Origin of the sequence: Pseudomonas fluorescens (genome assembly GCF_000730425.1) — a bacterium.
GTDB classification, from domain to species: domain Bacteria; phylum Pseudomonadota; class Gammaproteobacteria; order Pseudomonadales; family Pseudomonadaceae; genus Aquipseudomonas; species Aquipseudomonas fluorescens_X.
This window is the reverse complement of sequence record NZ_CP008896.1, coordinates 3215804-3239754: the sequence shown is the minus strand read 5'-3', so window position 1 is coordinate 3239754 and position 23951 is coordinate 3215804. Positions and strand designations below refer to the sequence as shown.

Here is a 23951-nt window from a genome sequence, read left to right as displayed (position 1 = left end):
CATGAGCCGGGCTCACTGGGCGTATTTAAAAATGCCGTTCGCGCCCGGCAAACAGGTCGCGTAAATTGCCGCGATGGCGCCATACAATCAGCAGGGTGAGTACGCTCATCGGCAACAGGGCCGCCGGCTCCTGCCAGGCCAGCAGCGGCAGGGTCAGCGGCGTGGCGATCAATGCCGCGAGGGAGCTGGTGCGGGTCAGGTAGAACGTCAGCAGCCAGGCGGCAATGGCCAGCAGTGCCGCTGGCGGGTAGATCCCCAGCAACATGCCGGCAGCCGTCGCGACGCCCTTGCCTCCGCGAAAGCGAAAGTACAAAGGGAACAGGTGGCCAAGTACGGCGCATACGCCAATCCAGGCTTGTTGTTGCAGGGAGAGACCCGCGAGATCGGCGATCAGTACTGGCAGCAGGCCTTTGCAGACGTCGCCGCACAATGTCAGTACGGCGAGTTTTTTACCGGCCAGGCGCAGCATATTGGTGGCACCGGCATTGCCTGAGCCACTCATTCGCGGATCGGGGTTTCCCGTCAGGCGGCTGAGCAAGATGGCAAAGGACAGCGAGCCGAGCAGGTAGGCGAGGATCGCCAGTAACCAAGACATGCTAACTATTCCGGGCGAGGACGCCTTGATTCTAACGGGGCATTGCGCCCTTGTCGTGCTGTGGAGAAGAGTGCTTGGACAGAGTGTTTATCGAAGGCCTGGAAGTCGACACCGTGATCGGGGCCTACGACTGGGAGCGAGGTATCCGTCAGTGCCTGCGCCTGGACCTGAGTTTTGCCTGGGACAATCGCCCCGCTGCAGCCGGTGATGACCTGACCCTGGCCCTCGACTATGCCAGCGTTTCCACACGCATCCAGGCCTTTGCCGCGCAGGCGCAATTCCAACTGGTGGAAACGTTTGCCGAGCGTCTGGCCCAAGTCCTGATGGCGGAGTTCCAGATTCCCTGGCTGCACCTCAAGCTGACTAAACCGGGTGCGGTCCCGGCCGCCAAGGGTGTGGGCGTGGAGATCGAGCGCGGATGTCGCTAACTCAGGTTTACCTTGGTCTTGGTAGCAATATCCAGCGTGAGCCTCATTTGCATGCGGGCCTTGACGCACTCGCAGGCTTTTTGACGGACCTGCGTTGTTCCGCCGTATTCGAAAGCCAGCCAGTGGGGATCAAGAGCGGGCCGTTCTTCAACCTGGTGGTGTCGGCCTATACCGATTTGCCGTTGATGGAGCTGGACCGTCGGCTGAAATCCATTGAGGCTGACAATGGCCGTTACGCACCGGATCGCAAGGGCTTGCCCCTGGATATCGATGTGCTGCTGTATGGCGACCTGAGCGGCAACTTCGATGGATTGGTGTTGCCGCGGGCAGAAATCCTGAAGAACGCCTTTGTGTTGTGGCCGTTGTCGTTGATGGCGCCGGAACGCGTGCATCCGGAGGTGGGCAAGACGTTTTCCGCGTTGTGGCGCGATGCACAGATCGATCAGGTACTGGCGCCGGTAGCCTTCGAATGGCGCGGCCGGCAACTGACGCAGGGCCTGTAGGGGCTGGCTTGCCGGCGATGGCGTCCTCTGGCTTGCGGTGATTCTATTGACGCCATCGCGGGCAAGCCCGCTCCTACAGTGAATGCTGTTCTTTGTAAGCTTTCAGGGTGTTGAGCCGTTCGCGCTTGAGCGCCTTGCCCAGTTCCGGGCCCTTGAAGCCTTTTTCCAGAAGCGGCGCTACTGCAACACCTCGCGCCACCCGTGCGGCGCCGCGTAAATAGTCCGCCTGTGGATAACTTCTCTGCTCAAGACCCTTGCGCCCCCGCGCGTCCATTTCGCAGGCGACGACAAACTCTTCAAAGCGCTGTGGCCGGCGGAACACGTCAAAGCTTTGTAGCAAATCCAGTAGGGTCGAGGCCTTGAGCTCAAGTGCCCGATGACCATGGGTGTGATACTCGCCAACCAGCAGCGCCAATTCCTGGCAGTCCTTTGGCACTTTGAACCGTTCATTGACCGCCTTGATCAGCTTCAGGCCCCTCTGCTCGTGGGCAATATGCCTGGGCAACTTATCCACAGGCGTCAGGCCCTTGCCAAGGTCATGCAGCAGGCAGGCCCAGCGCACCGTCAAGGGGTGGGCGTGGAGCGCGGCCTGCTCCAGCACGCTGAGGGTATGGATGCCGGTATCAATTTCGGGATGGTGTGCTTCGGGTTGTGGCACGCCGAACAGCGCATCCACTTCCGGCAGCAGGGTTTTCAGGGCATGACAGTCGCGCAGCACTTGGATAAACACCTGTGGCTGATCTTCCATCAGGGCTCGGGAAATCTCCTTCCAGCTGCGCTCCGGCGTCAAGGCTTCCAGTTCACCGGAATCGCTGAGTTGGCGCATCAATTCCAGGGTTTGGGGGGCGATAGTGAAGCCAAGGCCGGCATAACGTGCGGCGAACCGTGCGACTCGCAGCACACGCAGGGGGTCTTCGGCGAACGCCGGGGAAACGTGGCGTAGCACCCGGGCTTTCAGGTCGTGCTGACCTCCATAGGGGTCGGTCAGGTTGCCATCGTCGTCTTCAGCCATGGCATTGATGGTCAGGTCGCGACGGATCAAGTCTTCTTCGAGGGTGACTTCGGGGCTGGCATGAAACACAAAGCCGCCATATCCCCGGCCGCTTTTGCGCTCTGTACGGGCGAGGGCGTACTCCTCGTTGTTTTTCGGATCCAGGAACACCGGAAAGTCAGAACCCACGGGCCGATAGCCCTTGGCGAGCATTTCTTCGGTGGTGGCCCCTACAACGACCCGATCAATATCGGTAACGGGGATGCCCAGCAAGCGATCACGCACCGCTCCGCCGACTTTGTAGATTTGCATGAAAAAGCCTCCATTAGCCCTACAGGATAACGCCTGTGCCAGGCCAATGGAGGCATTGCTGCGTCAAAGGTGAACCACGGCCAGGTCGAGGCGGCCGTAATCGTTGTCGTTGTGTTCATTACGCGGCGGCACATGGTGGGTCTTCATCACCTGGTCGCCTTGCAGTGTCTCCAGATGGATATCGAACCCCCACAGCCGGTGCAGGTGCTTAAGGACCTCATCCGTGGACTCTCCCAGGGGTTTACGGTCATGTTGCTGATGGCGCAGGGTCAGGGAGCGATCACCGCGCATGTCGATGCTGTAGATCTGCACATTGGGCTCGCGGTTGCCCAGGTTGTATTGGGCCGCCAGGGTCTCGCGGATGGTGCGGTAACCGGCTTCGTCGTGAATGGCGGGTACCAGCAGGTCGTCCTTGAGGTCGTCATCCATGATGCTGAACAGTTTGAGATCGCGAATCACCTGGGGTGACAGGTACTGCAGGATAAAACTCTCGTCCTTGAAACTGCTCATGGCGAACTTGATGGTCGATAGCCAGTCGCTGCCGGCGATTTCCGGGAACCAGCGGCGATCTTCCTCGGTTGGGTGTTCGCACATGCGCCGGATATCCCGGTACATGGCAAAGCCCAGGGCATAGGGGTTTATGCCACTGTAGTAGGGGCTGTCGAAGCCTGGCTGGAAGACCACGCTGGTATGGGAGGTGAGAAACTCCATCATGAAACCGTCGGTCACCAAGCCTTCGTCGTAGAGGTCGTTCATCAGCGTGTAGTGCCAGAACGTGGCCCACCCCTCGTTCATCACCTGGGTCTGGCGCTGTGGATAGAAATACTGGGCGATCTTGCGCACGATCCGCACAATCTCCCGTTGCCATGGCTCCAGCAGCGGGGCGTGCTTTTCCAGGAAGTACAGGATGTTTTCCTGGGGTTCGACGGGGAAGCGTGCATTGTCCTTGTCGCTGTTCTTGTCGGCGCGTTTGGGGATGGTGCGCCACAGGTCGTTGATCTGCTTTTGCAGGTGTTCTTCACGGTCCTTCTGCCGTAGCCGTTCTTCCTCGGCGGAAATGGGGTAGGGGCGCTTGTAGCGGTCCACACCGTAGTTCATCAAGGCATGGCAGGAGTCGAGCAGGTCTTCCACCGCATCGATCCCGTGGCGTTCCTCGCATTGCATGATGTACTGCTTGGCGAACACCAGGTAATCGATGATCGAACTGGCGTCGGTCCAGGTACGAAACAGATAGTTGCCCTTGAAAAAGCTGTTGTGGCCATAGCAGGCGTGGGCCACCACGAGTGCCTGCATGCAGATGGTGTTTTCTTCCATCAGGTAGGCGATGCACGGGTCGGAGTTGATCACGATCTCGTAGGCCAGGCCCATCTGGCCCCGGGTGTAGGACTTCTCGGTGCTAAGGAAGTGCTTGCCGTAGGACCAGTGGTGATAGCCCAATGGCATGCCCACCGAGGCGTAGGCGTCCATCATTTGTTCGGCGGTGATTACCTCGATCTGGTTGGGGTAGGTATCCAGGGCATATCCGGCCGCGATGCGGCTGATTTCCCGGTCATAAGCCTGGATAAGTTCGAAGGTCCATTCGGACCCCGTGGAAATGGGTTGGCGCTTATGCTCTTTGGCGGTCATGTCACTAACCTGCGCTGGAAGAGTTCACGGAAGACCGGGTAGATATCACCGGCCGAGACCAGTTGTTGTTGGGCGAAGGTATCGGCGAAGGCTTCTCCGATGCGCTCGTATTCAAACCACAGGGCCTGGTGCTCGCGGGGGGTAATTTCCACATAAGTGTAGTACTGCACGAACGGCATGATCTGGTTGATCAGGATGTCGCGGCAGATGGGCGAGTCGTCGTTCCAGTTGTCGCCGTCGGAAGCCTGGGCGGCGTAGATGTTCCACTCGTTGGCCGGATAACGCTCAGCCATGATTTCCTGCATCAGTTTCAGTGCGCTGGACACAATGGTGCCGCCGGTCTCCCGTGAATAGAAAAACTCTTCTTCGTCGACTTCACGGGCGCTGGTGTGATGGCGAATGAATACGACGTCGATCTTGTCGTAGTTACGCTTGAGAAACAGGTACAGCAGAATAAAGAAGCGCTTGGCGATGTCCTTGGTAGCCTGGGTCATGGAGCCGGAAACGTCCATCAGGCAAAACATCACCGCCTTGGAGCTGGGGTTGGGTTGCTTGACCAACAGGTTGTATTTCAAGTCGAAGGTATCAAGGAATGGCACGCGGTGAATGCGCGCACTGAGCTTTTCGATTTCCCCTTCGATTTCCTGGATATCGCCGAAGTTGTCTGGCTCTTCGCGCTTCAATCGCGCCAGTTCTTCTTTGGCCTCCTTGAGTTTGGCGCGGCTGCTGCCCGACAGGGCGATACGTCGCGCATGGGCTGAGCGCAGGGTGCGGATGATATTGATCCGCGAGGGGTTGCCCTCGTTGCTGATACCGGCGCGTACGGTCTTGTACGTGTCGGTGCCGGTCAAGTTGCGCTTGACCAGGTTGGGCAGCTCCAGGTCCTCGAACATAAACTCGAGGAATTCTTCCTGGGTGATCTGGAACACGAACTCGTCCATGCCTTCGCCGGAGTTGCCGGCTTTGCCTGGGCCTTTGCCGCCGCCACCGCCTTGAGGGCGCTGGATATGCTCGCCGGTGGTGAATTCCTTGTTTCCCGGATGAACCACGGTCTGTTTACCGCCGCGGCCGTGATGGAGCACCGGTTCGTCAATATCCCGACCGGGAATACTGATCTGCTCGCCGTGTTCCATATCGGTAATGGAGCGGCGACTCACCGCCTCCTCGACGGCCTTTTTGATGTGGTCACGGTAACGCCGCAGGAAGCGCTGGCGGTTTACCGTGCTCTTGTTCTTGCCATTGAGGCGTCGGTCGATCACATAGCTCATAGGGAGCCCTCCGGGCAGCTTCACGTTACAAGCTTCAAGCCGCGAGCTGGAAGCTTAGAGACAGGCGGTCAACCCAGACCAGGGGCCTGGCAGTTGACCGCCTGTCGCTGCCTTACTGCGATTTGCGAACCCGCAGGTACCACTCGGAGAGCAGCCGTACCTGTTTGTCGGTATAGCCGCGTTCGACCATTCGTGTGACGAAGTCGTTGTGTTTTTGCTGGTCCTCCTTGCTGGCCTTGGCGTTGAAGCTGATGACGGGCAGCAGGTCCTCGGTGTTGGAGAACATTTTCTTCTCGATGACCACCCGCAGCTTCTCGTAGCTGAGCCAGGTAGGGTTCTTGCCGTTGTTGTTGGCACGCGCGCGCAGTACGAAGTTGACGATTTCGTTGCGAAAATCCTTCGGATTGCTGATGCCGGCCGGTTTCTCGATCTTCTCCAGTTCCTCGTTGAGGGCTACGCGGTTGAGGATCTCGCCGGTTTCCGGGTCACGGTACTCCTGATCCTGAATCCAGAAATCTGCGTAAAGCACATAGCGATCGAAGATGTTCTGGCCGTATTCGCTGTAGGACTCCAGGTAGGCGGTCTGGATTTCCTTGCCGATGAACTCGATATAGCGCGGTGCAAGGTACTCCTTGAGGAAGCGCAGGTAGCGCTCGCGGGTTTCGGCCTGGAATTGTTCCTGTTCGATCTGCTGTTCCAGTACATAGAGCAGGTGTACCGGGTTGGCAGCGATCTCGTGGGGGTCGAAGTTGAAGACCTTGGACAGGATCTTGAAGGCAAAGCGGGTCGACAGTCCGTTCATGCCTTCATCTACGCCCGCCGTGTCGCGGTACTCCTGGATCGACTTGGCCTTGGGATCGGTATCCTTGAGGTTCTCCCCGTCGTAGACGCGCATTTTCGAGTAGATATTCGAGTTTTCCGGTTCCTTGAGGCGCGACAGCACGGTGAATTGGGCAAGCATCTTCAGGGTGTCGGGTGCGCAATGGGCCTTGGCCAGGGAGCTGTTGAACAGCAACTTGTCGTAGATCTTGATTTCATCGCTAACCCGCAGGCAGTACGGCACCTTGACGATATAGATCCGGTCGATGAAGGCTTCGTTGTTCTTGTTGTTGCGGAAAGTGTGCCATTCCGACTCGTTGGAGTGGGCCAGCAGGATGCCGGTGAACGGAATCGCCCCCAAGCCTTCGGTGCTGTTGTAGTTGCCTTCCTGGGTCGCGGTGAGCAGTGGGTGCAGCACCTTGATCGGCGCCTTGAACATTTCCACGAACTCCATCAGCCCCTGGTTCGCCCGGCACAGCGCCCCCGAGTAGCTATAGGCATCAGCGTCGTTCTGCGGGAATTCTTCCAGCTTGCGGATATCGACCTTGCCTACCAGCGCCGAAATATCCTGGTTGTTCTCGTCACCCGGTTCGGTCTTGGCGACGCCGATCTGGTTGAGGATCGAGGGGTAGAGCTTCACCACCCGGAACTGGCTGATATCGCCGCCAAACTCGGCCAGGCGCTTGGTCGCCCAGGGTGACATGATGGTGTTGAGATAGCGCCGTGGGATACCGAAGTCTTCTTCGAGGATCGCGCCATCTTCCGTGGCGTTGAACAGACCCAGGGGCGACTCGAACACCGGAGAGCCCTTGATCGCGTAGAAAGGCACCTTTTCGATCAGTTGCTTGAGTTTTTCGGCCAGGGAAGATTTACCGCCGCCCACGGGGCCGAGCAGGTAAAGGATCTGTTTCTTCTCTTCCAGGCCTTGGGCGGCATGGCGGAAGTAGGAGACGATCTGGTCGATGCATTCTTCCATGCCATGGAAGTCTTCAAAGGCCGGGTAGCGGCGGATCACCTTATTGGAAAATATTCGCGACAGCCGCGAGTTGTTGGAGGTGTCCACCAGCTCCGGCTCGCCAATCGCCAGTAGCAGGCGCTCGGCGGCAGACGCGTAGGTGCTGCGGTCCTTTTTGCACAGCTCGAGATACTCCTGAAGCGTGAGTTCTTCCTGCTGTGTGGACTCGAAGCGTTGTTGGAAGTGGCTAAAGATACTCATGACGTCGTCACCTCGCTCGATACGTGGAGCCGACGCCGGATCAATCAGTCGATGCTGGCAGCCAGTGGCGTTTGCCGTGGCCATTTCCCCCCAGAACACCCTGAAACGCTACCGATGACCCGCACGCCGGTGTACCGGCTCTCCCCTGTTTTGGATGGCCTGCGCTTAATGATAGTTGGGAATCCGGGAGGTCAAGGCGAGATGCCTAATTAGTTTGGGCGCACCGTTCGTCAGAAACGGCGCGAGCCCAAGCGTCACGCGGGGTAGCGGGGTTTGAAAAAAATTATTGTGAATCGCCTGCGGCAATTTCTGCAGGATAGGTCGTACGCCATAGCTCAAAGCCACCATCCAGGCTGTAGACATCGGAGAAGCCCTGGCTGACCAGGTAGGCGGCCGCGCTCTGGCTGGAGTTACCGTGATAGCAGGCCACGATCACGGGCGCGTCGAGGTCGGCGGCGCGGATGAAATCGGCAATGTTGTGGTTGTCCAGGTGCCGTGCGCCCTTGATATGGTTCAGGGCGTAGGTCTGGGGATCACGGATATCCACCACCACGGCGCCTTGCTCACGCAGGGCCTGGGCGTGTTCGGGAGGGATACGTTTGAATTCGCTCATGGCGGGCTCCTTGGGCGGGCGTCAAGCGGTGTCTAGCGCTTGGCGGCAGCCGGCAGTGTAAGGGGAAGGGGAGATTCACACTGGCAGCTCAGGTGCTCGCCGGTGTCGATGTTCATCAGGGTCATGGCTCCGCCCCAGACACAACCGGTGTCGAGGGCGAATACGCCGGGTTCGTCGCACTGACCTTCAAGGGCGGCCCAGTGACCGAAGATGATCTTCGTCTCGCGGGTCTTGCGTTCCTTGTGGGCGAACCAGGGTTTGTAGCCGGGCAGGGCGGTTTCGGCGCCTTCCTTGCTCTTGAGGTCAAGCTTGCCTTCGGCAGTGCAAAAGCGCATGCGCGTGAAGTAGTTGGTGATGACCCGCAGGCGGGTGACACCTGCCAGATCGTTATCCCACTTCACCGGCTCATTGCCGTACATACCGTCCAGATAGGTGGCGAACAGGGTGTCATCGGCCAGGGCGGCTTCGACCTCGGCGGCACATTTCAGGGCTTTTTTCAGAGTCCACTGCGGCGGGATGCCAGCATGCACCAGGGCGGTATTACGGCTCTCATCGTAATGCACGAGTTTTTGTCGGCGCAGCCAGTCCAGCAATTCGGCGCGATCCGGTGCCTCGAGGATTTCCCGCAGGGTGTCGCCCTTTTTCAGGCGCTCGATGTTATTGCCGGCCGCCAGCAGGTGCAGGTCATGGTTGCCCAGTACGCAGACCAGAGAGTCGCGCAAACGATACAGGTAGCGCAGGGTCTCCAGGGATTGCGGGCCGCGGTTGACCAGATCGCCCACCAACCACAGGCGATCTTTGGCCGGGTCGAAGGCTACGCGCTCAAGCAGGCATTTAAGTGGTTCCAGGCAGCCCTGCAGGTCGCCGACAGCATAGGTTGCCATCAGTGCAGGGCTCCGGGCACCGCCAGGCGGAAGGGGGCAATGATGGCGTCGAAGTGTTTGCCGTCGTCGGCAAGCATCTGGTAGCTGCCTTGCATTGTGCCGACCTTGGAGGTCATCACGGTGCCGCTGCTGTAGGTATGGCTGGCGCCGCTGTCGATCAGTGGCTGTTGGCCGATGACGCCGGCGCCGCGCACTTCCTCGACATGCCCGTCGCCGTCGGTGATCACCCAGTGGCGCGACAGCAGTTTGGCGGGCACTTGGCCGTTGTTCTTCACCGTGACGGTGTAGGCAAAGGCAAAGCGATTCTGTTCGGGTTGCGATTGTTCCGCCAGGAAGCGGGTGACGACGCTGACGTCGATCTGATAGCGAGGATCGGACATGCAAGAGGCCTTAAGAGCAAAAGCGGAGGACAGCAGATGCGGATCAGTCTAGGCCATGAGGTAGGCACTAGGCCAGACATGCTGTCTGGCCTTGGATTATCCTGAGATCGCCATCGCTGGCAAGCCAGCTCCCACAGGTAGGACGCTGTGTGTTGTGGGATCCGGCTTGCCGGCGATGGCGGTGGGTCAGTCGACGGCGGGCGCTGGCTGGATGGCCAACTGGTCCGCCAGGCGTACGAACGCGGCCAGGTCCAATTGCTCCGGGCGCAGGCTGCCGTCGACACCGGCGGCCTCGATCTCGGCGTTGCTCAACAGCGCCTTGAGGGTATTGCGCAGGGTCTTGCGACGCTGGTTGAACGCTTCACGCACTACCCGCTCCAGCAGGCGATGATCCTTGGCCGGGTGTGGAAGCACCGCGTGTGGCACCAGGCGCACAATCGCCGAATCGACCTTCGGCGGCGGATTGAACGCGCCCGGGCCAACGTTGAACAGGTGCTCGACCCGGCAATGGTACTGAACCATGATCGACAGGCGGCCCCAATCGCCACCGCCAGGGCCGGCCGCCAGGCGTTCGACCACTTCCTTCTGCAACATGAAGTGCATGTCGCGGATGATCCCTGCGTTGTTCAGCAGGTGAAAGATCAGTGGCGTGGAAATGTTGTATGGCAGGTTGCCGACAACCCGCAGGCTGTGGGGGGCGGCATTGAGGCTGTTGAAGTCAAACTTCAAGGCGTCGCCCTGGTGCAGGTTGAAGTTGGGCCTGGCGGCAAACTGCTGGTTGAGGATCGGAACCAGGTCTTTATCCAGTTCAATGACATCCAACTGGCCGCCGCTATTGAGCAGGCCTTGGGTCAGTGCGCCCTGGCCCGGGCCGATTTCCAGCAGGCGGTCTTCGGGCTTGGCATGGATGGAGCGCAGGATGCGGTCGATAACGCCAGCATCGTGCAGGAAGTTTTGCCCGAAGCGCTTGCGCGCCCGGTGTTGGTAATGCTCGGTCATATACGGGTCTCGGCCATCTGATAGGCGGTTTCCAGGGCCACGTGCAGGCTGCCGGTGTCGATTTTGCCGCTGCCTGCCAGGTCCAGGGCGGTGCCATGGTCGACGGAGGTGCGGATGATCGGCAGGCCCAGGGTCACGTTGACTGCGGCGCCGAAGCCTTTGTATTTCAGCACGGGCAGCCCCTGGTCATGGTACATCGCCAGCACTGCATCGCAGTGCTCCAGATACTTGGGGGTAAACAGAGTGTCCGCAGGCAATGGGCCACGCAGGTCCATGCCATCTTGGCGCAGGCGCTCTAGTGTTGGTTCGATAATGTCGATTTCTTCATGGCCCAAGTGACCGCCTTCACCCGCGTGGGGATTGAGACCACACACCAGGATTCGTGGCTGGGCAATGCCGAATTTTTGTTGCAGGTCAGCGTGCAGGATGCGCGTTACGCGTTCCAGGCGCTCTGGGGTGATGGCATCGGCAATCTGGCGCAAGGGCAGGTGAGTGGTCACCAATGCCACGCGCAGGCCGCGGGTTGCCAGCATCATCACCACTTGTTCGGTGTGGGTCAGGTCGGCAAGGAACTCGGTATGGCCGGAAAAGGCGATACCAGCTTCATTGATCACGCCTTTATGCACCGGCGCCGTGATCATCCCGGCGAAGTCGCCGTCGATGCAGCCTTGTCCGGCGCGGGCCAGGGTTTGCAGGACGAATGCGGCGTTGGCCTGGTCCAGTTGCCCGGCAACCACCTTGGCCCGCAGCGGGGTATCCCATACGTATAGGCTGTTGGCGGGTGCCGGTTGGTCGGGCCAGTTGCCCGGCGAAACGGGCAGCAAGTCGACGGCCACGCCCAGTTGCGCGGCCCGCTCAAGGAGCAGGTCGCGGCTGGTAATGGCAATCAGGGGGTGAGGCTGGGCTTGCGAGGCGAGCAGCAGGCACAGGTCTGGACCTATGCCGGCCGGTTCACCGGGTGTCAACGCGAAACGCTGGGGTTTCACTGGGCTGCCTGGTCGGTGCCTGTCGAGTCGGCGCCAGGGAGCTTGATTTCCACGAAGGCTTCGTCACGTATCTGGCGCAACCAGGTTTGCAGCTCTTCGTCGTATTTGCGGTTACGCAGTACGGTCAGCGCTTGCTGCTCACGGGCCTGGGTGGTGTTGTCGGTGGCGCGGCGGCCAAGGACTTCCAGGACGTGCCAGCCATATTGGGTCTTGAACGGCTTGGACAGCACGCCTTGCGGCGTATCGTTCATGACTTGCTGGAACTCGGGGACCAAGGCTCGCGGGTCGATCCAGCTCAGGTCACCGCCGTTGAGGGCAGAGCCCGGGTCTTCCGAGAAACTTTTGGCCAGGGTCGCGAAGTCTTCACCGTTTGTGATGCGGTCATAGATCTTCTGTGCCAGCTCTTTGGTTTGTGCTTCGGTGCGGATTTCGCTTGGCTTGACCAGGATGTGACGGACATGCACTTCGTCTTTCAACGAAGCCTCGCCGCCACGCCGCTCCAGCAGTTTGAGGATGATGAACCCTCCTGGTGTGCGGGCTGGCTGGGTAATGTCGCCGACGGCCATTGCACTTAGTTCGCGGTCAAACGGTGGCGGTAGTTGAGCGGCTTTACGCCAGCCCATATCACCGCCATCAAGGGCGTTGTCGCTGCCGGACTGGGCAATGGCCATCTGGGCAAAATCAGCACCGGCCTTGAGACGGTCATAGATCGCCTGGGTCTTGGCCGCTGCGGCGTTGAGCTGCTCGGCGCTGGCGCTGTCTGGCGTCGGGATCAGGATATTGGCCAGGCGCAATTCTTCGGAGAGCTGCATCTTGCCCAGGTCCGAGGCCAGGAAGTTCTTCACTTCCTGTTCCGATACCTGTACGCGTTCGGCTACACGGCGCTGGCGCACACGGCTGATGATCATTTCGCGGCGGATCTGGTCACGGGCGTCCTCATAGGACAGACCGTCTCGGGCCAGGGCTGCGCGGAACTGATCAATGCTCATGTTGTTGCGTTGAGCGATAGTGCCGACGGCCTGGTTCAGTTCTTCGTCGGTGATACGGATGCCGGAACGATCGCCGATCTGCAGTTGCAGGTTTTCGACAATCAGGCGTTCCAGCACCTGCTGGTCCAGGACGCTGGTCGGCGGCACGCCACCGCCACGCTTGGCGATGGTTTGCTGAACTTCCTTGACCCGTTGGTCGAGTTGGCTCTGCATGATCACGTCGTTATCGACGATGGCCACGACCTTGTCCAGCGGCTGCACTGCAGCGTGCGCCGTTGCAGTGCCCAGGAACAGCGCGCCCAGCATCAGCGGGCGCAGACAATCAGAAAGCTTGATCTTCACGTTCACGATAACCTTGGATGCCTTTGTCGAGGAAGCTCTCTACCTTGGCGCCAGTCAGGCCGCCGAGTCCCTTGAGGACGATTTGGAGGAAGAGCCCGTGGTCGCCTTTTTCGTTCTGCGGGGCGATCTGGGTGTATTCGTCGTTGGAAACCCAATAACGGTTGATCACGCGCAGTTTCCAGCAGCAGTTGTCATACTCGAAACCACCGAAGGCTTCCAGGGTGCGGTTGCGTGCATAGTCATACTGCCAGCGAGTGATCAGGTTCCACTGCGGAACGATCGGCCACATCATCGAGAAGTCGTGCTGCTGGATTTTGTAGTAATCCTTCTCGAAGCCAGGTTGCCCTTCTGTACCGTAATCGCCACCAAACTGCCATTTACCGGTCAACTGGTTGTAGACCACCTGGTCGTTGCGATAGCGATAACCGACGTTGATAACCTTGTTCGGGTTGTCCTCCGGCTGGTAGTGGAACATGGCGCTGCCGGAACGAGCAGCATGCTCCTCGGTGTCCCAGTTGTAGTCGGCAGTCGCGCGCCAGTCGCGGTTGAAGCGGAACTCGTAGTCCAGGGCGATTGGCGAGACGTCCGACTGCGAGTCGGCGCGGTCAGCGGCCACGATGCCAGGCAGTTGGACCTCGCGGTCCTTGAAGTACAGCGCCTGGCCGATGGCTACGCGCTGACGCTCAAAGCCGTTTTCTTCGATCCAGCGGCTGGTCAGGCCCAGCGACAGTTTGTTTTCGTCACCGATCCGGTCAGTGCCCGAGAAGCGGTTGTCGCGGAACAGCGAGTTGTAGTTGAACGTGGTTTCGCTGCTATCGAACACCGGGATATCGGACTGGTCTTTCTCTGGAACATAGAGATAGAACAGGCGCGGCTCCAGGGTCTGGGTGTAGTTTTTGCCGAACCACTGGGTGCCGCGGTCAAAAAACAGCCCGCTATCGATGCTGGCGATTGGGATGGAGCGATCCTGGGAACTCTTGAAGTCCTGTCCAGCACGAGCCATATCGGCCTTGCCAATACCGTCAAGGTCAAGATCGTACTTGGTATAGGCATACTTGAGCTTCGGAGTGATAAAGCCGTAACTCGAGCTCATCGGCAGCGAAATGCTTGGTGCTACGTTCAAGCGTGTGCCGTTGGCACGGGTCAGTCCTGTTACATAGGTGTCCAGACGGCGTTCACCTACCGAACCGTCCGAGTTGAACGGTCCACCATATTTATTGGTGATATTGCCAGTCCTCAGATCCCGATCAAACCGGACGGCCTCGGCATCATAAGCAAAGTACAGCCCGCCAGGACGGTAAGGCAGTGCACCATTGATGGTTAACTGCGGCAACCGGTTGTACGGAGTGATCTGCGAAATTGTCGCCAGTTCGTAGGCTTGCAGATTCAACTGAGCGGTATAAGTATCGCCGCGATAGCTGGCAACACCTTGCTGATTGACGAACTCACGAGACTCAACGCCAATCTGATCGGACTTCAAATCCTGGAAGTAGAATGGATCGCTGATCTTGGTGTAATCGATCTCAGTCAGTAAGCGCGAGTCCAGCCCACCCTTGTGCTGCCAGTTGAGCATATAACGGGTTTTGTCGTAGTCGCTCTGTCTCTTCCGTTCGTTGCTGTCATCGTTCAGGTAAGCGCCGCCGACCTGGCCTTCACTGGACTTGGTGAGGTAGCGGAACTCGCCTTCCATCAACATGCCGCGCTTGGTCATATAACGCGGGTACAACGTGGCGTCGTAGTTCGGTGCCAGGTTGAAATAGTAAGGCGTCAACAGGGTAAAGCCACTTTCCCCACTAGAGCTGTAGCTCGGTGGCAGGAAGCCGGACTGACGACGATCGTCAATCGGGAAGTAGATGTATGGGGTGTACAGGATCGGAATGTTCTTGACCCGCAACGTCGCGTTGGTCGCCGTGCCGAAGCCGGTGGCCGGGTTCAACGTGATGTTGTTGCCGCGCAGTTGCCAGGCATTGCTGTCTGGCTCGCAGGTGGTGTAGGTACCATCCTTGAGGCGGATGATCGCGTTTTCGGCACGCTTGGCGTACAGCGCGTTACCGCGGATGCGCGATTTGTGCATCACGTATTCGGCGTTATCGATCTGGGCCGCACCGGTGTCCAGTTGGACCTGGGCGTGGTCGCCGACGATGAGTGCGCCATTGTCGCGCAGACGCACCTTGCCGTTCAGCTCGCCACGGTTCTCGGCCTGGTACAGGCTGGCCTCGTCGGCCTCGACCTGCATGCTGCCCTGACGCATGACGACGTCACCGGCCAGGGTTGCGACCTGGGTTTCCTGCTCGTAACGAGAGGCCTTGGCACCGATGAAGGTCGGTGCGTCGCTCTTGTCCGTCTTGTCGTTCATGCCAGGACGGATTGGCTCGACGTACGCACCGGCGCAATAAGGACCGGTTTCGGCCAGTTGCGCTGCGGTGAGTTTCTCGCGAGGGACCCAGTCCAGATGGCTGTAGTCGGCGCTGCGCGAGCGCAGGCCACGGCCCTTGGATTCGGTGACCAGCTTGGTCTGCGGCACGGCTTCGGCACCCGCAGCTTCGCCTTGCGGCGTGCCGTTGGCCGAGCTGACGGCACTGCCGTCATGCACCGGGCGTGGTGGCAAAGGGGCTGCGCTGGTTTTCGGCGCGCAATCCCAGGCACCCGAAGCAGAGACTGAGCAGTCATACTGTTCCGCGGCGACCACGAATGAGGTGGCGAAGGGTTGCATGGCCAGCAGACTGCCGGTTACCAGCAACGGAAATTTTCTACGAAACGCGGGGGATTTCAATGCCATCTTATTAGTCCGGGCTTCCTGCGTGCCATCTGCCCGCGGTGTGGGCCGCACGCCTCTCGATGGTCTGAAAAAGATGCGTGATAATAAAGCATGACCCGCTTGACGGCTAGCGCCGTCGGAGACCCTTGTAATGCCCGACCAAGATCTACGTTTGCAACACCTGAAAGTCTGGCTTGAACAGCAGTTGCCCGAGCTTTTCCATGCCCAGGGTTGGGGTGCCGTACCCCCGGCTACATTGACTGCGGCCAGCAGCGACGCGAGTTTCAGACGGTACTTCCGTTGGGAAGGCGAAGGTCGCACATTTGTCGTGATGGACGCTCCACCCCCCCAGGAAAACTGCAAACCTTTCGTCGATATCGCGCGAATGTTGGCGAAATCGGGAATAAATGTTCCGCAAATTTATGCCGAAGACCTGTCCCAGGGCTTTCTTTTGCTCAATGACCTGGGCAAAAACACCTACCTGGATGTGATTGACGCTGAAAATGCCGATCAATTGTTTGCCGATGCCATCGACGCGTTGCTGGCCTTCCAGCAACTGCCGATGGACGCCGGGTTGCCAAGCTACGACGTGCCGTTGTTGCGCCGGGAGTTGGAGCTGTTCCCCGAATGGTATGTGCGTCGGCACCTGGGCATCGAATTCGATGATCAGCAGGTGGCCCTGTGGCAACGGACCAGCCAATTGCTGATCGACAGCGCCCTGGCCCAGCCCAAGGTCCTGGTGCATCGCGACTATATGCCGCGCAACCTGATGATCAGTACGCCGAACCCTGGCGTGCTGGACTTCCAGGATGCGGTCTACGGTCCAGTCACCTACGACATCACCTGCCTGTTCAAGGACGCCTTCCTCAGTTGGCCCCAGGCGCGGGTGCGCGAGTGGCAACGAGGCTACTGGCAGCGTGCTGGCCAATTGGGCATCCCGGTGCAGGCAGATTTTCAAGATTTCCTGCGCGCCAGCGACCTGATGGGGGTACAGCGTCACCTCAAGGTCATCGGTATCTTCGCGCGTATCTGCCACCGTGATGGCAAACCGCGCTATCTGGCGGACGTGCCGCGCTTCTTTGCTTATATAGAAGCGGTACTGGCCGATCGCCCGGAACTGGCCGACCTGAGCGAGTTACTGTCCAGCCTGCGCCAGCCGGCCGAGGCGCTTGTATGAAGGCGATGATCCTGGCGGCCGGCAAGGGTGAGCGGATGCGCCCGCTTACCCTGCACACCCCCAAGCCACTGGTCCAGGCCGGTGGCAAGCGGCTGATCGAGTATCACCTGGAGGCGCTGGCGAAAGCCGGCTTCACCGAGATCGTCATCAACCATGCCTGGCTGGGCGAGCAAATCGAGCGATACCTGGGGGACGGCGCGCAGTACGGCGTGCGTATCCAGTATTCGCCCGAAGGTGAGCCGCTGGAAACCGGTGGCGGGATTTTCCAGGCCTTGCCCCTGCTGGGGGAAGAGCCGTTCCTGGTGGTCAATGGCGATATCTGGACCGACTACGACTTTGCCCGCCTCAAGCAGCCCTTGAGCGGCCTGGCGCATCTGGTGATGGTTGATAACCCGCCTCATCATCCCAGTGGTGGCGATTTCTATATCAAGGACGGTTTGCTTCATGATGCAGCGCCCGATGCCGATAACCTGACCTTCAGTGGCATTTCGCTGCTGCATCCCAAGCTGTTCGCGGGTTGCAGCGCCGGTGCCTTCAAGCTGGCGCCTCTGTTGCGCACAGCGATGGCTCAAGGCTTGGTCTCGGGGGAACACATGGATGGACGCTGGATTGACGTCGGGACTCTGGAGCGCCTGGCGCAGGTTGAAAATCTGCTGACCGAGGGCCAGTAAGATGCTGTGGCCAGGGACTCTGATCGGAGCCGGAGCGGGGTTTGCCATCGCCAGTATTCCGGGGGCCATGCTGGGCGCGCTATTGGGCCAGGCGCTGGACCGGCGCCTGCAATTGCGCAGTTGGGCGCACCTGCGCGAGCGCCTGGGCGGTCGTCCGGCGCTGCGTAACGATGAGCTGCTGTTTGTCTTGCTCGGCCGCCTGGCCAAGAGCAATGGGCGGGTAGTGGACGGGCATATCCAGCAGGCGCGGGTGGAAATGCGCTCGCTGGATATGAGCGAGCCAGCCCAGCGCCGGGCGATTGCGGCGTTCAATCGGGGCAAGTCGGGGACCGATCACGTGCGCAGTTACCTGCGCATGCTCAAGTCCCAACCCCATGCGGCAGAAGGCGTGCTGCGTGCCTGCTGGCGCATGGTCTGGGCTGACGGCAAGGCCAGCCTCGCCGAGCGCGACTTGATTGAACTCTGGGGCAAGTGGCTGGGGTGGACGCCGCAACAGATCCAGGCTCTGGCCTACGATTACGAACCAGAGCGCAAACCCCTGGCCAATCGCGGCGGCACCTACCAGGACGCGCTGCGGATTCTCGGGGTTAGCGCCACAACCGAACCTGCAGCCATCAAGCGTGCCTATCGACGACTGCTCAGTCGCCATCACCCGGACAAGATTGCCGGCAGCGGCGCCAGCCCCGCGCAAGTACGCGAGGCTACGGAGCGCACGCGAGAGCTGCATAGCGCTTACACAGTGATTCGCGAGCAGCGAGATTTTCGCTGACCCTTGTAGGCGCCGGCTTGCCGGCGATGAGGCGCGTAAAGCAGTGCAAGGCTCAAGGCCGCTATCGCCGGCAAGCCGGCTGCTACAGGGGAGGGTGGGTCAGGTCCCGCTGCCTTGCGGGCTCAACCAGCCGCGAATGCGCCGGTACAACTGCTCCTGGGCCGCAGAGGTATTACCGGGGATAGCCTCCAACGACACCTGCTTATAGTTGTCATTCTTCAGCCGCTTGCTTGCCTGGCTGCGTTCCAGCGCCGTTTTGCTTGCCAGGCCATTGTCCTGATAGAAGACATCGGCGGTCGCCAGCTTCAAGGTCGGTGCCAACTGTTGCAGGTCTGGTTGACGGCCCACCGGGGTTTGCGCAGCGACCATGATGAATTTCTGCACCTGGACGGGTTGTTTTTCGCTCAGGTAGCGCGCTGCCCACCAGGCCCCGGTGCCGTGCCCCAACAGCACCACACTGCGGGCGCTCTGGGTCTGGGCATAGGCGACGGCGGCATCGATACGGGCGAAGATCCGTGTGGCGTCGCTCTTGTCCTGCCCGTCCGCACCGGGGACCACGGCCGGGTCGGTGCCTTCGGCTTCGGCGCTGGCTGCCTGTTCGATCGGCTTGGGCGCGGCGGTGCTCGCATCCTTGCTGCTGGTGTCGACGGCCGCGTCGGGGGCCTGGATGACCCGGGGCGGCAGGGTGTCCAGGCTCAGGTCAGGCAATGACAGGCTGAGGCTGCCCCAGGCCGCATCCGGTAGCTTCTGGCGCAAGGGCCCAATTGCTTGGGGCCAGTCAGCGGTTTCCCCGGCGCCGGGGACGATAATCACCACACCTTGCGGCTCGGCGCTGTTGGCCGGTTTCCACAGGGCCAGGAACGACTCATCGCCTGCCTGCAATTGTTGCTGTTCCTGGGGCGGCAGTTGCCGTTCCAGAGCGCTGGCTTCCTCCTGGCTGCGCTCGGGCAAAGGCTGGCGCTGCGGTGGTTTTTCGGTGGCAGCCGGCGCTGTGTCAGCTGCCTGCACGCAAAAGGTGCTGGTAAACAGTAGCGACAGGCACAATGCTGGCAGTGTCGAACGGTGAAGCAGGGGCATAGTGGAATCCCGGCCAGAAGTGATCCCGGCAGCCTAATGGGTTGGATGTGAGATGTGAATGATGATTTTTCGCTGCCTGCTGTTTATCGGCTATCTGTGCTTTCCCTTGATGGCAAGTGCCGTGCCGGCGTCCATGGGGGGGGCGGCGGTGCTCAGCGCCGAGCAGCGCGAGTGGCTGGCGCAGCACCCGCAACTGCGGGTCGGCGTGGTGTTGCAGGCGCCTTATGCGCAATATGACCGGCGCGTGCAGCGATTGTCCGGGGCCAATATCGAGCTGATGCAGGCACTGGCCAAGGCGCTGAATATCGAACTGACCTGGCGCAATTTTCCCACTCAAGAACAGTTGGAGGACGCGCTGCGCGAGGGCGCAGTCGACCTGGCACCGGGCCTGCTGCAAACCCCGGCCGGCCTGCGTCTGTGGCTGTTTTCCGACCCGTACATGCGTGTGCCCCAGCATATCGTGGGCACCCGTGATGGCAGCGGCGCGGTGGACCTGGAAAAGCTCGACGAACACTCACGGGTCGCCGTGCGCATGCCCAGCGTCGTGGCCGATTACCTGCGCAGCAATTACCCCAAGCTGAACCTGCAAGGCGTGCCTCTGGAGCGCCAGGCCCTGCAATTATTGGTTAGCCAGCAGGCGCGCTATGCGGTGATCGATGAGGCGCAGTTGAGCCGGCTGTCGGTCGAGCCCGAATTTGCCAGCCTGGCAGTGGTCGGTGACATTGGCTTGCCGCAGCTGCTGCGGGTGGCCACGCGGCGTGACTGGCCGCCCTTGGCGGACATTGTCGAAAGTGGCCTGCGGGCCATTCCCGCCCGTGAGTTGGAGCAACTGCACGCCCGTTGGCTGCAACCCAAATACCCACGGTTCTCGGAGTCACCGGGGTTCTGGCAAAACCTCAGCCTGCTGCTGGGCCTGCTGTTGCTCGTATGCCTGGCGGTTGCCCTGTGGCAGCGTCGGCAAAAACATGCCCTGGAGCACCAGTTGCTGGCCACGCGCGAGGAAAGCGCGGCTCGTGCTGCGGGCGCTGAAGCGTTGCGCCTGACCCAGTTTTCCATCGATCAAAGTACGGTGGGCATCCTTTGGGTCAATTGGGACAGCCGCGTGCGCTACGCCAACGTCGCCGCCGAAACCATGCTTGGCTACGGCCCGGGCGCGCTGATCGAGCGCCCGCTGATCGAGTTCGAGCCCAACCTGAGCATGGACCGCTGGCTGAGCCTGTGGAAGCGCGCCCGTGCCAGCGAGGAGGGCGCGCAGAGCTTTGCCACCCAGTGCCTGCGCGCCGATGGCAGCCTGTTGCCCACGGATGTGTCTTTAAGTTTCCTGCGCTTTGCCGGTGGCGAATACCTGGTGGTGTATCTCAATGACGTCACCGAACGGCGGCGGGCACTGGCCGCATTGCAGGAAAGTGAAGCGCGTCTGCAAGGCATTGCCGCCAATGTGCCGGGGCTGGTGTTTCGCCTGGAGCGCTTGCCGTTGAGCGCCGCTATCGACTTTGCCTATATCAGTGAAGGCAGCGAGCGCCTGGTGGGCTATTCGCCATCTGTGCTCAGCCATCGCGATGTGGGGATTCGCAGCCTGGTACATCCCGATGACCGCGCCAGTTATCACCAGACCCAGGACCAGGCCATCGAGCGCGAGAGTAACTGGTCATGGCAGGGCCGTATCCTCACGCGCGAGGGCGAGCAGCGCTGGGCCGAGATCAAGGCCGTCACTCGGCGCCTGGATGATGGCGCTGTGGTCTGGGACGGCATCGTCTGGGACATCAGTGACAGCAAACGTATCGAATTGGAACTGGACGCCTCACGGGCGCAACTGCGTGAGTTGTCAGCCCACCTGGAGACCGTGCGTGAGGAAGAGAAGGCGCGGATCGCTCGTGAAGTCCACGATGAGCTGGGGCAAATGCTTACAGTGCTGAAGCTGGAGACCTCCATGTGCGAGTTGACCTACGCGCAGTTGGACCCCGGCCTGCACGAGCGCTTGAACAGTATGAAGCGCCTGATCGCCCAGTTGTTTCAGCTGGTTCGTGATGTAGCTACTGCGCTGCGTCCACCGATCCTCGACGCCGGGATTGCCTCGGCCATCGAATGGCAGGCGCGGCGCTTTGAGGCGCGCACGCAGATCCCTTGCCTGGTGCAGGTGCCGGATAACCTCCCGGTGTTGAGCGACGCCAAGGCCATCGGCCTGTTCCGGATCCTGCAAGAGGCGCTGACCAATGTCATGCGCCATGCCCGGGCGCATACTGTGGAGCTGACCCTGGTGGTGGAGGGCGACAATCTGCGGCTAACCATCAGCGATGACGGCGCAGGCTTCGCCCTCGCGTCGGGGCGCCCGGTGTCGTTTGGGCTGGTGGGCATGCGCGAGCGCGTGCTGATCATGGGCGGGCAGTTGACCTTGGACAGCGAACTGGGGGAGGGCACCACCCTGAGCGTGACGGTGCCGCTGGATGCCTAACTACAATAAGAGGAAAGTCCCGTGATCCGCGTACTGGTAGCCGAAGACCACACCATCGTCCGTGAGGGCATCAAGCAGTTGATCGGCCTGGCCAAGGACCTGCTGGTAGTGGGGGAGGCAGGGAATGGTGAGCAGCTATTGGAAGCCTTGCGCCATACACCATGCGAGGTCGTGTTGCTGGATATCTCGATGCCCGGGGTCAACGGCCTGGAAGCGATTGCGCGGATCCGCGCGCTGAACAATCCACCCGCGATCCTGGTGCTGTCGATGCATGACGAGGCGCAAATGGCTGCCCGAGCGCTGAAGGTCGGCGCGGCGGGCTATGCCACCAAGGACAGCGACCCGGCGCTGTTGCTGACGGCGATTCGCAAAGTGGCCGCCGGCGGGCGCTATATCGACCCGGACCTGGCGGACCGCATGGTGTTTGAAGTCGGTCTCACCGATGCACGGCCCCTGCACGCGCTGTTGTCCGAGCGTGAGTTTTCGGTGTTCGAGCGTTTGGCCCAGGGGGCGAATGTCAACGATATCGCCCAGCAATTGGCCTTGAGCAGCAAGACCATCAGCACCCATAAGGCGCGGTTGATGCAGAAGCTCAATATCACTTCCCTGGCAGAACTGGTGAAGTACGCCATGGCACACAAACTCCTGTAGGCGCCCGGCTTGTCGGCGATGGCGTCCTCGACATCGCCATCGCCGGCAAGCCGGCTCCTACAGGGACATATCTATTTGCGACATCTTCGCAGCGCTCTGGCGCCCATGCTTGCGGCTTGTCACTTCAAGCCGGCCGCCGCACTGTCCCGTACCCGCCATCCGTGTAGGGCAATCCCTACCCCGAACCTTCCACCGTGCTGATGCCAATCTCTCCTGCGCCCCGATTTCCGGGGGATTTGGCCTGGACTACGCTAGCTCCACAGCAGTCCAAAACACAAAGGTGCGGGTATGAGCGAGGCGGATTCAAATGATGTGCTGGTCAGCTTTCGTGGTGTGCAGAAGAGCTACGACGGCGAGAACCTGATCGTCAAAGACCTCAATCTGGACATTCGCAAAGGCGAATTCCTCACCCTGCTGGGCCCGTCCGGTTCGGGCAAGACCACCAGCCTGATGATGCTGGCGGGCTTTGAAACGCCAACGGCCGGGGAAATCCTGCTGGCTGGGCGTTCGATCAACAATGTGCCGCCGCACAAGCGCGACATTGGCATGGTGTTCCAGAACTATGCGCTGTTCCCGCACATGACCGTGGCCGAGAACCTGGCGTTCCCCCTGACGGTGCGGGGCTTGAGCAAGACTGATGTGAGCGAGCGGGTCAAGCGCGTGCTGAGCATGGTCCAGCTCGACGCCTTCGCCCAGCGCTACCCGGCGCAGCTTTCCGGCGGCCAGCAACAACGGGTGGCCCTGGCCCGCGCACTGGTGTTCGAGCCGCAACTGGTGCTGATGGACGAACCCCTCGGCGCCCTCGATAAACAGCTGCGTGAGCACATGCAGATGGAGATCAAGCATCTGCACCAGCGCCTCGGCGTGACGGTGGTCTATGTGACTCACGATCAGGGTGAAGCCCTGACCATGTCCGACCGGGTGGCGGTATTCCACCAGGGCGAGATCCAGCAGATCGCACCGCCGCGTACCTTGTATGAAGAGCCGAAAAACACCTTCGTCGCCAATTTCATCGGTGAGAACAACCGCCTTGGCGGGCGCCTGCACAGCCACACGGGCGAGCGTTGCGTGGTCGAGCTGGCGCGGGGCGAGAAGGTCGAGGCGCTGGCGGTGAATGTCGGGCAGATCGGTGGCCCGGTGACCCTGTCGGTGCGCCCGGAACGGGTCAGCCTCAACGGCTCCAGCGAAAGCTGCAGCAATCGTTTTTCGGGTCGGGTCGCCGAATTCATCTACCTGGGCGACCACGTGCGTATACGCCTGGAAGTCTGCGGCAAGGCCGATTTCTTTGTGAAACAACCGATCGCCGAGCTGGATCCGGCGCTGACGGTCGGCGATGTGGTTCCGATTGGCTGGCAAGTCGAGCACGTTCGCGCACTCGACCCACTGCTAGAGGCGAATTGATCGCCCCCTTGGCTTCACCCAACCCTGCACGTGGAGAGAACAAT

Annotated in this window: 21 protein-coding genes; 8 read left to right on the top strand and 13 right to left on the bottom strand. The window is 60.6% G+C overall.

The features are described 5' to 3' along the window. Positions 1-25: 25 nt before the first annotated feature. Entirely contained in the window at positions 26-595 is a 570-nt protein-coding gene (plsY, locus tag HZ99_RS14445) for a glycerol-3-phosphate 1-O-acyltransferase PlsY (RefSeq protein ID WP_038443824.1), read from the bottom strand. A gap of 74 nt (positions 596-669) precedes the next feature. On the opposite strand from plsY, the gene folB reads away from it, so the two are divergent. Both folB and folK read left to right on the top strand, forming a co-directional pair. Beyond that, a complete protein-coding gene (folB, locus tag HZ99_RS14440) occupies positions 670-1023 on the top strand; it encodes a dihydroneopterin aldolase (protein WP_038443822.1) in 354 nt (117 codons plus the stop codon). Further along, positions 1014-1526, top strand: coding sequence for a 2-amino-4-hydroxy-6-hydroxymethyldihydropteridine diphosphokinase (gene folK, locus HZ99_RS14435; protein ID WP_038443821.1), 513 nt, complete (start codon positions 1014-1016; stop codon positions 1524-1526). Before folB ends, folK begins: the two co-directional genes overlap by 10 nt. A 73-nt stretch (positions 1527-1599) precedes the next feature. Here the strand turns inward: folK and HZ99_RS14430 are convergent, their stop codons facing one another. The 11 genes from HZ99_RS14430 to HZ99_RS14380 all read right to left on the bottom strand — a co-directional run bounded on the left by HZ99_RS14430 (position 1600) and on the right by HZ99_RS14380 (position 15730). After that, on the bottom strand, positions 1600-2829 hold the full coding sequence (locus HZ99_RS14430; protein WP_038443820.1) for a multifunctional CCA addition/repair protein: 1230 nt from the start codon (positions 2827-2829) through the stop codon (positions 1600-1602). A gap of 63 nt (positions 2830-2892) precedes the next feature. Continuing rightward, the gene (locus HZ99_RS14425) at positions 2893-4455 is read right to left on the bottom strand and encodes a SpoVR family protein (RefSeq protein WP_038443818.1); all 1563 of its coding nucleotides are present in this window, start codon (positions 4453-4455) and stop codon (positions 2893-2895) included. Continuing rightward, complete coding sequence (locus tag HZ99_RS14420) at positions 4452-5723, bottom strand: YeaH/YhbH family protein (RefSeq protein ID WP_038443817.1); 1272 nt, start codon at positions 5721-5723, stop codon at positions 4452-4454. Before HZ99_RS14420 ends, HZ99_RS14425 begins: the two co-directional genes overlap by 4 nt. A gap of 112 nt (positions 5724-5835) precedes the next feature. Further along, a complete protein-coding gene (locus HZ99_RS14415) occupies positions 5836-7758 on the bottom strand; it encodes a PrkA family serine protein kinase (protein WP_017739508.1) in 1923 nt (640 codons plus the stop codon). A gap of 283 nt (positions 7759-8041) precedes the next feature. After that, positions 8042-8371, bottom strand: a complete 330-nt coding sequence (gene glpE, locus HZ99_RS14410; RefSeq protein WP_038443815.1) for a thiosulfate sulfurtransferase GlpE — start codon at positions 8369-8371, stop codon at positions 8042-8044. A 32-nt stretch (positions 8372-8403) separates the two neighbouring features. Next, a complete protein-coding gene (locus HZ99_RS14405) occupies positions 8404-9255 on the bottom strand; it encodes a symmetrical bis(5'-nucleosyl)-tetraphosphatase (RefSeq protein ID WP_038443814.1) in 852 nt (283 codons plus the stop codon). After that, positions 9255-9635 carry a Co2+/Mg2+ efflux protein ApaG gene (gene apaG, locus HZ99_RS14400; RefSeq protein WP_038443812.1) on the bottom strand — a complete coding sequence of 127 codons (381 nt, stop codon included), beginning with the start codon at positions 9633-9635 and terminating at the stop codon, positions 9255-9257. Before apaG ends, HZ99_RS14405 begins: the two co-directional genes overlap by 1 nt. Before the next feature lie 186 nt (positions 9636-9821). Further along, on the bottom strand, positions 9822-10634 hold the full coding sequence (gene rsmA, locus HZ99_RS14395; RefSeq protein WP_038443811.1) for a 16S rRNA (adenine(1518)-N(6)/adenine(1519)-N(6))-dimethyltransferase RsmA: 813 nt from the start codon (positions 10632-10634) through the stop codon (positions 9822-9824). Continuing rightward, positions 10631-11620, bottom strand: coding sequence for a 4-hydroxythreonine-4-phosphate dehydrogenase PdxA (gene pdxA, locus HZ99_RS14390; protein ID WP_038443809.1), 990 nt, complete (start codon positions 11618-11620; stop codon positions 10631-10633). The genes rsmA and pdxA overlap by 4 nt, the downstream gene beginning before the upstream one ends. Beyond that, positions 11617-12957 carry a peptidylprolyl isomerase gene (locus tag HZ99_RS14385; RefSeq protein WP_038443808.1) on the bottom strand — a complete coding sequence of 447 codons (1341 nt, stop codon included), beginning with the start codon at positions 12955-12957 and terminating at the stop codon, positions 11617-11619. Before HZ99_RS14385 ends, pdxA begins: the two co-directional genes overlap by 4 nt. Beyond that, positions 12932-15730: an LPS-assembly protein LptD gene (locus HZ99_RS14380; RefSeq protein WP_038443807.1), complete on the bottom strand. Its 2799-nt coding sequence runs from the start codon at positions 15728-15730 to the stop codon at positions 12932-12934. Before HZ99_RS14380 ends, HZ99_RS14385 begins: the two co-directional genes overlap by 26 nt. A gap of 130 nt (positions 15731-15860) precedes the next feature. Between HZ99_RS14380 and HZ99_RS14375 the strand changes: the two genes are divergently transcribed. From HZ99_RS14375 to HZ99_RS14365, 3 genes are read left to right on the top strand one after another with little or no spacing between them, the layout of a single operon-like run. Then, on the top strand, positions 15861-16886 hold the full coding sequence (locus HZ99_RS14375; RefSeq protein ID WP_038443806.1) for an aminoglycoside phosphotransferase family protein: 1026 nt from the start codon (positions 15861-15863) through the stop codon (positions 16884-16886). Further along, on the top strand, positions 16883-17557 hold the full coding sequence (murU, locus tag HZ99_RS14370) for an N-acetylmuramate alpha-1-phosphate uridylyltransferase MurU (RefSeq protein ID WP_038443805.1): 675 nt from the start codon (positions 16883-16885) through the stop codon (positions 17555-17557). The genes HZ99_RS14375 and murU overlap by 4 nt, the downstream gene beginning before the upstream one ends. Position 17558: 1 nt before the next feature. Then, entirely contained in the window at positions 17559-18326 is a 768-nt protein-coding gene (locus HZ99_RS14365) for a DnaJ domain-containing protein (protein ID WP_038443804.1), read from the top strand. A 99-nt stretch (positions 18327-18425) separates the two neighbouring features. Here the strand turns inward: HZ99_RS14365 and HZ99_RS14360 are convergent, their stop codons facing one another. Beyond that, positions 18426-19403, bottom strand: a complete 978-nt coding sequence (locus tag HZ99_RS14360; RefSeq protein ID WP_038443801.1) for an alpha/beta hydrolase family protein — start codon at positions 19401-19403, stop codon at positions 18426-18428. A gap of 58 nt (positions 19404-19461) precedes the next feature. Between HZ99_RS14360 and HZ99_RS14355 the strand changes: the two genes are divergently transcribed. The 3 genes from HZ99_RS14355 (at position 19462) to HZ99_RS14345 (ending at position 23907) form a co-directional block, all read left to right on the top strand. Then, positions 19462-21855: a PAS domain-containing sensor histidine kinase gene (locus HZ99_RS14355; RefSeq protein ID WP_038443799.1), complete on the top strand. Its 2394-nt coding sequence runs from the start codon at positions 19462-19464 to the stop codon at positions 21853-21855. Between the two features lie 21 nt (positions 21856-21876). Further along, positions 21877-22506 carry a response regulator transcription factor gene (locus tag HZ99_RS14350; protein ID WP_038443797.1) on the top strand — a complete coding sequence of 210 codons (630 nt, stop codon included), beginning with the start codon at positions 21877-21879 and terminating at the stop codon, positions 22504-22506. A 288-nt stretch (positions 22507-22794) separates the two neighbouring features. Beyond that, positions 22795-23907, top strand: a complete 1113-nt coding sequence (locus HZ99_RS14345; protein ID WP_038443796.1) for an ABC transporter ATP-binding protein — start codon at positions 22795-22797, stop codon at positions 23905-23907. Positions 23908-23951: the final 44 nt, after the last annotated feature.

Coding starts and splice junctions, on each gene's coding strand:
- HZ99_RS14355 (WP_038443799.1), top strand. CDS start 19,462: ATGATGATTTTTCGCTGCCTGCTGTTTATCGGCTATCTGTGCTTTCCC.
- glpE (WP_038443815.1), bottom strand. CDS start 8,371: ATGAGCGAATTCAAACGTATCCCTCCCGAACACGCCCAGGCCCTGCGT.
- apaG (WP_038443812.1), bottom strand. CDS start 9,635: ATGTCCGATCCTCGCTATCAGATCGACGTCAGCGTCGTCACCCGCTTC.
- rsmA (WP_038443811.1), bottom strand. CDS start 10,634: ATGACCGAGCATTACCAACACCGGGCGCGCAAGCGCTTCGGGCAAAAC.
- murU (WP_038443805.1), top strand. CDS start 16,883: ATGAAGGCGATGATCCTGGCGGCCGGCAAGGGTGAGCGGATGCGCCCG.
- HZ99_RS14420 (WP_038443817.1), bottom strand. CDS start 5,723: ATGAGCTATGTGATCGACCGACGCCTCAATGGCAAGAACAAGAGCACG.
- plsY (WP_038443824.1), bottom strand. CDS start 595: ATGTCTTGGTTACTGGCGATCCTCGCCTACCTGCTCGGCTCGCTGTCC.
- HZ99_RS14425 (WP_038443818.1), bottom strand. CDS start 4,455: ATGACCGCCAAAGAGCATAAGCGCCAACCCATTTCCACGGGGTCCGAA.
- HZ99_RS14380 (WP_038443807.1), bottom strand. CDS start 15,730: ATGGCATTGAAATCCCCCGCGTTTCGTAGAAAATTTCCGTTGCTGGTA.
- HZ99_RS14415 (WP_017739508.1), bottom strand. CDS start 7,758: ATGAGTATCTTTAGCCACTTCCAACAACGCTTCGAGTCCACACAGCAG.
- HZ99_RS14405 (WP_038443814.1), bottom strand. CDS start 9,255: ATGGCAACCTATGCTGTCGGCGACCTGCAGGGCTGCCTGGAACCACTT.
- folK (WP_038443821.1), top strand. CDS start 1,014: ATGTCGCTAACTCAGGTTTACCTTGGTCTTGGTAGCAATATCCAGCGT.
- HZ99_RS14430 (WP_038443820.1), bottom strand. CDS start 2,829: ATGCAAATCTACAAAGTCGGCGGAGCGGTGCGTGATCGCTTGCTGGGC.
- HZ99_RS14365 (WP_038443804.1), top strand. CDS start 17,559: ATGCTGTGGCCAGGGACTCTGATCGGAGCCGGAGCGGGGTTTGCCATC.
- HZ99_RS14345 (WP_038443796.1), top strand. CDS start 22,795: ATGAGCGAGGCGGATTCAAATGATGTGCTGGTCAGCTTTCGTGGTGTG.
- HZ99_RS14360 (WP_038443801.1), bottom strand. CDS start 19,403: ATGCCCCTGCTTCACCGTTCGACACTGCCAGCATTGTGCCTGTCGCTA.
- HZ99_RS14375 (WP_038443806.1), top strand. CDS start 15,861: ATGCCCGACCAAGATCTACGTTTGCAACACCTGAAAGTCTGGCTTGAA.